The following is a 7,391-nucleotide window of genomic DNA, read 5'->3' as shown; positions in this document are numbered from 1 at the left end:
GGGCGCAATAAATTCCCGCTCAATCAGGGCCTCGTATTCTGCCAGCGATCGCGCCCCACGGGCCAGTCCGTCGGCGACGGCGCAAACAGGTCGTCTGTGTTCAGCAGCAGCACCACCACCTGCGCCCCAAAGGTGCCAAACTGCCGCAAATAACCCCACTGGTTTTGCGGCCCCCAGGAGGGCGCGGCCGCATTCAGCACAATGCCCGGTCTGCCCAGCCGGAGCGCGAGAAATTGCCGCACCTGTTCGGAAATCGTGTGCGCCTGGTCTGTCCAGATGCCGCCGTGAACAATAGAGTCGCCCAGCAGCAGCACCCGCCAGCCTGCTGGGGGCATCTCGCCGGCATTCCGCAGGCTGTGCTGGTTAATCACCATACGCTTGCCCCAGCGCCGGAGCCGCTGATGGGGGCGTAGCCGATAGCCTGCTTCTGGATCGGCAACGTAGAGCGGGGGATTGCCCAGGCCCAGCACTCGCAGCCCCAGTTCCAGCAAGAGCAGCCCCATCAGCAGCAGTCCGGCCGGCCCCCCCTGGGCGATCGCCTGCATCAGCCTCTCCCAATCCATGCTGCTGGTTCATCCTCGAAGAATTCTGTTCTAAATCTTAAAAACTGTGCAGAGGTGAGCCACATAACCCTCAAGTGAAAAAAGTGTGGTTAAAATCGAGTCGGTTTGGCGCAGTTTGTCCGGCATTCGCGTCGATCTATCTACATATTCTTGATGCATTCTCGACTGTTTTCGGATTGCCCAATGACTTTGCCGCAACCCATCTCGCTGTCCTGGATCTCGCCAGACTGAATCCAGTCAACGGGGATTCGGTGCGTTGCAGGATCAAGCCAGCTAGGGCGCTGCCCAAACCGCGTTTTCAGAGTCACTTCAGCGGTTGATTAATTCTGAGTTGATCAATTCTGAAACGTTTAGGAGTTACGCAGTTGGACGATTTCTCACGGGCTGCGCCCGCGAAAAATCGTCCAAAACCCAGACAACCTAATCGCAAGTGCGTAAGTCCTATCGTTTCTAAACTTTCTAAACTCTACTTATTTAGCAAGGATTGGTACTTATGACAGACTGGAATCGAGGCATTATGAAATTCCCCGGCGCAGATAGTCCAATTGCGCTGACGCTCTCGGCGGTGCTGATCTTGGGCAGCATTGCGGCGCTGATTCTGTGGGCGCTCCAGTCTGCCTACGCGCTGCCGTAGCCCACGAGGTCTGCGATACGCCAACATACGCAAACATACGCCAAAAGGTCTGCCCAAGAGCAGACCTTTTCAATTTCAAATGTATTTAATTGTTTGCGTTGAATACGCCTAGTTCCCAATGCCAGGGACAAAAGGCGTGAATGCTGAATTTTAATTCAGTGTAGGCTGAACCCGCAGCACTCGCTCTTGAGCCTGCACGCCGATGCCTCTTTCGGAGGCAGAGGAGCTTGGGCGATGCAGCCGAGCATCTAGACGAAACAGAAGGTTCTAGACCATTGCTAGGCTGATATGCCCCAATCAAAGCAGCGTTACAAGCCGTAAGCGATCGCCGCGTCCGGTAGCGAGGCAGGAGGCACAGGCCCCGTCCGGGAAGATTGATTGAGAAACGTGCCTGTAGTCTAAGCTACCACTGGCAACTCGGCAGGCGATCGCCCTGTGACTAAACTTAATTTCTTACCCGCTGCCAAACCGGACTGGAACTTGGCAAAGCGGCTGTCGGCCGTGATCCCCGCAGACGGGCGATCGCCATGCTTGCTCGGTTTCCCACCCGTACCCATGCTGGAATTAGGGCTGGCATTGGGCAGATGCACCGTGCCGAGCAAGGCGATATGATAAGGAGTGAAATTAAGAAATGTAAAGAAGCGGGGCGGGTTATGCAAGGCAAGGTGGTTGTCATTGTGGGCGCAACGGGGGGCATTGGGTCGGCGCTGGCGCAAAAGCTGGCTCCCTTGGATGCAGCGCTGGTGCTGGCGGCGCGAGATACAGCGACGCTGAACCCGTTGGCCCATTCGCTGGCTGGTGCGCCCGGTGGCGTGCTGGCCGTGCCAACAGACATCACCGACCCGCAGCAGGCCGAAGCGCTGATGCAAAAGGCGATCGCCCAATTCGGCAAGGTAGACGTGTTGGTAAACGCAGCGGGCGCAGGCATTCTCAAGCAGTACAACAAGATCGAACCCGCCGACCTGGATGCCATGCTGGATTTGAACCTGAAGGGCAGCTTCTACACCTGTCAGGCCGCCGCCAACGTCATGAAGGAACACAAGTCAGGGCACATCTGCAACGTAATCGGGATTTTGGGACAGCACCCGATGGCGATGGCGGCGGCCTACTGCGCTTCTAAGTTTGGCGTGGTGGGCTTCAGCAAGTGCATGGCAGACGAGCTAAAGCGCTTTGGCGTGAAGTTCACCCTGTTTTACTTTGGTGGCGTGGATACGCCCTTCTGGGATCAGGTCAGCCTCAAGGTCGATCGCACGAAGATGCTGCGCCCGGAGACGGCGGCCGACGCTATTCTGTTTGCTCTCACGGCAGAACCCCAGGCAGTGCCGCTGGAGATCAACATCCAGCCTGAAAGCCACTTGTTTTTTGGCTAACCTTATTTTTTGGCTAATTTTTTTGGCTAATATTGGCTGATGCTTTGGGCGGATGCTCCGAGTGGGGATCAAATGAACCCTCCTCAAGCGGCAAATCTCGGAAAAATGCCCGTTGACGGCCCGCTTTGTTACAGTTTGCAACATATAATGAGAGCTAGTGTAAATAGGTATCTCAGAGGGTAGCGCGTACATGCGGGTGGCGATCGCAGGGGGAGGATTGGCCGGGTTAGCCTGCGCCAAGTATTTAGTAGACGCAGGGCACACGCCCATCGTGCTGGAAAGCCGGGACGTGCTGGGCGGGCTGGTGGCGGCCTGGAAGGATGCCGATGGCGACTGGTATGAAACCGGGCTGCACGTCTTTTTTGGGGCATACCCCAACATGCTCCAGTTGTTTAAGGAACTGGACATCGAAGATCGGCTCCAGTGGAAAGAACACACGCTGATCTTCAACCAGCCGGAGAAACCCGGCGTGCTGTCGCGCTTCGACGTGCCCGACATTCCCGCACCGTTCAACGTCATCCTGTCGATTCTTCGCAACAACGACATGCTGACCTGGAATCAGAAAATTCGCTTTGCCATTGGGCTATTGCCAGCGGTGGTGCGCGGTCAGCAGTATGTGGAAAACATGGATAAGTACTCGCTGCTGGAGTGGCTGCGGCTGCAAGGCGTGGACGAGCGGGTCAACAGCGACATTTTTGTGGCCGCTTCCAAGGCGCTCACCTTTATCAATCCTGAAGACGTGTCGGCAACGGTTCCTCTGACGGCGCTGAACCGCTTTTTGCAGGAGCGCTACGGCTCGAAGGTGGCGTTTCTGGATGGGTCGCCGACGGAGCGCCTGTGTCAGCCCATTGTGGACTATGTGACCGAGCGCGGCGGCGAGGTGCTGCTGAAGAAGCCGCTGAAGCAGATTTTGCTCAACGAAGACGGTACGGTACGCGGGTTTGCGGTGCGCGGGCTGGACGGTGCGCCGGATGAGGTGGTGACGGCGGATGTGTATGTATCTGCGATGCCCGTGGATGTGATGAAGGCGCTGATGCCGGAGCCGTGGACGAAGCTGGAATTCTTCCAGAAGATGGAGGCGCTGGAAGGCGTGCCCGTGATCAACATTCATTTATGGTTTGACCGCAAGCTAACGGATGTGGATCAACTGCTCTTTTCGCGATCGCCCCTGCTCAGCGTCTATGCCGACATGAGCAACACCTGCCGCGAATACGCCAACCCCGACCGCTCGATGCTAGAACTCGTCCTGGCTCCGGCAAAGGACTGGATTGACAAGTCCGAGGCGGAAATTCTGGCGGCGACGATGGCAGAACTGAAGAAGCTTTTCCCAGATGACCTGGCGGGCGACCATTCGGCCACGCTGCTGAAATACAAAATCGTGAAAACGCCGCGCTCGGTCTATACGGCCGCACCGGGAATGCAGGCGTGTCGCCCTGACCAGGCAACGCCAATCGACAACTTCTTCCTTGCCGGAAGCTACACCATGCAGCGCTACTTGGGCAGCATGGAGGGTGCAGTGCTGTCGGGTAAGCAGGCGGCCGAGGCGATCGCCCAGCGATTCCCCGCCTCTCCGGTCGATTCTGCGCCGCCCGACTTGGTGGCCACTTCAGCCCGATAAATCACTCCAGCGGTTTCATTTCTGGAATGCTAATCGTTTCAAATGAACCGCAGGTGACGGATTACTGATAGGTTTAACTGTATTCCTCCAGCCCTGCGATGTAATGCTGCAACTGCCGAAGCCTTCCTGCAAAACCGTCCTGGTATCTCTGGACGATTCCTATGAGCGCTGTCGCCAGATCACCCAGGAATATGCCAAGACGTTTTATCTTGGGACGCTGCTCATGCCGGAAGAAAAGCGTCGGGCGATTTGGGCGATTTATGTCTGGTGTCGGCGCACGGATGAACTGGTGGACGGAGCAGAGGCAGCCTACACCACGGATGAAACGCTCGATCAGTGGGAAGAAAACCTAGAAACGATCTTTGCGGGGCATCCGCTGGAGGATGTGGACGTGGCGCTGGTGGATACGCTGGAGCGCTTTCCGCTGGACATCCAGCCCTTCCGCGACATGATCGAAGGACAGCGGATGGATTTGTATCGCAACCGCTACGAAACCTTTGAGGAGCTAAAGCTGTATTGCTATCGCGTGGCGGGCACGGTAGGGCTGATGTCGGCGGCGGTGATGGGTGTGGACGACAGCCGCCGCACGGCTCCGTGGAGCAAGGGCGGGTTGGTCGATCCAACGCAGGAGGCGATCGCCCTCGGCATTGCCAACCAGCTCACCAACATTCTCCGCGACGTGGGTGAGGATGCGCGACGCGGCCGAATTTATCTGCCGCTCGAAGACCTAGCGCTGTTCAACTACACCGAAGCCGATTTGTTTAACGGCGTGGTAGACGATCGCTGGCGAGAGCTGATGAAGTTTGAAATTCAGCGGGCGCGAAAGTTTTTTGTGCAAGCTGAAAGCGGGGTCAGCCTGCTGAGCCGTGATGCACGATTCCCGGTGTGGTCGGCGCTGATGCTGTATCGGCAAATTTTGGACGCGATCGAGCGCAACCGCTACGACGTGTTTCGCAAGCGGGCCTACGTGTCGGGGCCGCGCAAGCTGCTGAGTTTGCCGCTGGCGCGTCTGCGGGCCGAGGTTCTGTAGTCCACAAACGAACCCCTGTTCTATGTTGCTACCCGACTCCAGCAGGTTTCAATTCACCCCAGATTTCACCATTTGCCGCCTGCTGAATGGGATGTGGCAGGTGTCGGGAGCGCACGGACGGATTGACCCCAAGGGGGCGATCGCCAGCATGGTGGATTATCTCGACGCGGGCTACACCACCTGGGATCTGGCCGATCACTACGGCCCGGCAGAAGACTTTATCGGCGCGTTTCGGCGGCAGCTTGCGGCAGCGCGGGGCGAGGCGGCGCTATCTCAGGTGCAGGCGTTTACCAAATGGGTGCCCCGGCCGGGCCCCATGCCTCGCGCCGTCGTAGAGCGCAGCATCGACGTGTCGCGCCAGCGCATGGACACACCTTGTCTCGACTTGCTCCAGTTTCACTGGTGGGACTATGGCGACCCGGCCTATCTGGACGCGCTGAAGCACATGGTGGATTTGCAGCGCGACGGTAAACTCCGCCATCTGGCGCTCACCAACTTTGACACCGAGCATCTGCAAATCATCCTGGACAGCGGCATCCCCATCGTGTCGAACCAGGTGCAATATTCCCTCGTCGATCGCCGCCCGGAGGCCTACATGGCGAAGCTCTGCCAGGAGCGGGGCGTGCATTTGCTGACCTACGGCACACTCTGCGGCGGCTTCCTGTCCGATCGCTACCTCGGCAAGCCAGAGCCGCGCCGGGGCGAACTGGCCACCGTGTCTCAGCAAAAATACAAGCGCATGATCGATGCCTGGGGCGGCTGGGACTTGTTTCAGGACTTGCTGAAAACCCTGGCGGCGATCGCCCATAAGTACGGAGTCAGCCTGTCGAATGTAGCAGTGCGGGCCATTCTCGACCAGCCGGCTGTGGCGGGGGTCATCGTGGGCACGCGCCTCAGCATTGCTGAACATCGTGCCGACAATGCCCGCGTGTTTGACTTCCAGTTGGATGCCAACGACTGGCAGCAAATTGAGCAGGTTTCGGGGCGATCGCGCAACTTGCTCAACCAAATTGGCGACTGCGGCGACGAGTATCGGGGCTAGGCTGGCGCAATCTGTCCCGCCACCACAGTTAGCACCTGCGACGACCGGAGCCACTGCGAATCGAAAGAATCCAGATGCGTCGTGGTGATCAGGGTTTGGAACCGATCTTGAATCGTGTCCAGCAGCTTGTGCTGACGCTTGGGGTCTAGTTCGGCCAGCACGTCGTCCAGCAGCAGCAGCGGCGGCTCTCCCACGACGGATTCGATCAGCTTCAGTTCGGCCAGCTTCAGCGCCAGCACCAGGGTTCGCTGCTGCCCCTGGGAGCCATATTGACGCGCAGGCGTGTGGTTGATGGTGAACTCGATTTCGTCGCGGTGGGGGCCGACGAGGGTGGTGTGCTGCACCTGTTCGGCGATCGACCGCTGCTGAATCTTGTCCAAAACCGCCTGCTGAATCAGCGCCGGGTCGTCCTTTTCCATCGGTACGCTGGGCGCATAGCGGATCTCTAGGCTTTCTCGGCTGCCGCTGATGTCTCGATGCCAGAATTCCGCCAGGGGCGCAATGCGGGCGATCGCCCGGGCCCGGCGACGGATGACCCGCGTGCCCAGAGTCGCTAGCTGGGCATCCCACACCGCAAGCTGGGCGCGATCCAGCGGGATGGCGGCCTCGGTACGGCTGGAAGATTGCTTGAGCAGGGCATTGCGCTGGCGCAGCGCCAGAGTATATTGCTGCAACAGGTGCGCGTAGACGGGTTCAAGCTGGGTCAGCAGCGTGTCGAGCCACTGGCGGCGATGCCCCGGCCCGCCGCGCACCAGTTCCAGATCCAGGCTGGAAAATTCCACGGCGCTCATCGTGCCCAAAAATTCCACCTGACGCTTCAGCGTTTGCCCGTTCAGCGACACGGTGCGCCGCCCGCTGCTCCGCAACACCAGCCCCAAATCCACAGAGCCGCTGTCTCGCTCCAGCAGTGCGGCAATGCTGCCTTCTTCGGCTCCCTGTTGCACCAGATCGCGATCGCGGTTACTACGGTGCGATCGCAGCGTGGCCAGCAGTTCCACCGCCTCCAGCAGGTTTGATTTGCCCTGGGCATTGTCGCCCACCAAAATCGTCTTCGGCGCAGCGAAACTCACCGCCTGATCCCGGTAGTTGCGAAACTGGCGCAGATGCAGCGATCGGAGGAACATGAGCGGGCAG

8 protein-coding genes are annotated in these 7,391 nt (G+C 58.8%); 5 read left to right on the top strand and 3 right to left on the bottom strand.

All coding sequences use genetic code 11. The annotated features are described in order from the left end of the window. Positions 1-23 precede the first annotated feature (23 nt). Positions 24-563 (bottom strand): SGNH/GDSL hydrolase family protein, encoded by a 540-nt coding sequence (locus tag IGS51_RS14280; RefSeq protein WP_297079160.1) that lies wholly within the window; start codon positions 561-563, stop codon positions 24-26. Positions 564-1,056: 493 nt separating this feature from the next. Between IGS51_RS14280 and IGS51_RS14275 the strand changes: the two genes are divergently transcribed. Continuing rightward, positions 1,057-1,197 carry a hypothetical protein gene (locus IGS51_RS14275; protein ID WP_172356882.1) on the top strand — a complete coding sequence of 47 codons (141 nt, stop codon included), beginning with the start codon at positions 1,057-1,059 and terminating at the stop codon, positions 1,195-1,197. A 398-nt stretch (positions 1,198-1,595) separates the two neighbouring features. Here IGS51_RS14275 and IGS51_RS14270 read toward each other — a convergent pair whose 3' ends face one another. Then, the gene (locus tag IGS51_RS14270; RefSeq protein WP_297079158.1) at positions 1,596-1,856 is read right to left on the bottom strand and encodes a hypothetical protein; all 261 of its coding nucleotides are present in this window, start codon (positions 1,854-1,856) and stop codon (positions 1,596-1,598) included. Here IGS51_RS14270 and IGS51_RS14265 point away from each other — a divergent pair. The 4 genes from IGS51_RS14265 (at position 1,851) to IGS51_RS14250 (ending at position 6,257) form a co-directional block, all read left to right on the top strand. Further along, on the top strand, positions 1,851-2,567 hold the full coding sequence (locus tag IGS51_RS14265) for an SDR family oxidoreductase (RefSeq protein WP_297079156.1): 717 nt from the start codon (positions 1,851-1,853) through the stop codon (positions 2,565-2,567). The two genes, IGS51_RS14270 and IGS51_RS14265, sit on opposite strands and share 6 nt — an antisense overlap. Before the next feature lie 190 nt (positions 2,568-2,757). After that, positions 2,758-4,185, top strand: a complete 1,428-nt coding sequence (gene pds / locus IGS51_RS14260) for a 15-cis-phytoene desaturase (RefSeq protein ID WP_297079154.1) — start codon at positions 2,758-2,760, stop codon at positions 4,183-4,185. Positions 4,186-4,288: 103 nt separating this feature from the next. After that, positions 4,289-5,215 (top strand): 15-cis-phytoene synthase CrtB, encoded by a 927-nt coding sequence (crtB, locus tag IGS51_RS14255; protein ID WP_297079152.1) that lies wholly within the window; start codon positions 4,289-4,291, stop codon positions 5,213-5,215. Between the two features lie 22 nt (positions 5,216-5,237). Further along, positions 5,238-6,257 (top strand): aldo/keto reductase, encoded by a 1,020-nt coding sequence (locus tag IGS51_RS14250; RefSeq protein WP_297079149.1) that lies wholly within the window; start codon positions 5,238-5,240, stop codon positions 6,255-6,257. Here the strand turns inward: IGS51_RS14250 and recF are convergent. Next, positions 6,254-7,381, bottom strand: coding sequence for a DNA replication/repair protein RecF (gene recF / locus IGS51_RS14245; protein ID WP_297079147.1), 1,128 nt, complete (start codon positions 7,379-7,381; stop codon positions 6,254-6,256). The two genes, IGS51_RS14250 and recF, sit on opposite strands and share 4 nt — an antisense overlap. Positions 7,382-7,391: the final 10 nt, after the last annotated feature.

This window comes from Thermoleptolyngbya sp. M55_K2018_002 (genome assembly GCF_015295965.1).
GTDB lineage: Bacteria > Cyanobacteriota > Cyanobacteriia > Elainellales > Elainellaceae > Thermoleptolyngbya > Thermoleptolyngbya sichuanensis.
This window is presented reverse-complemented; position numbering and strand designations above follow the sequence as displayed.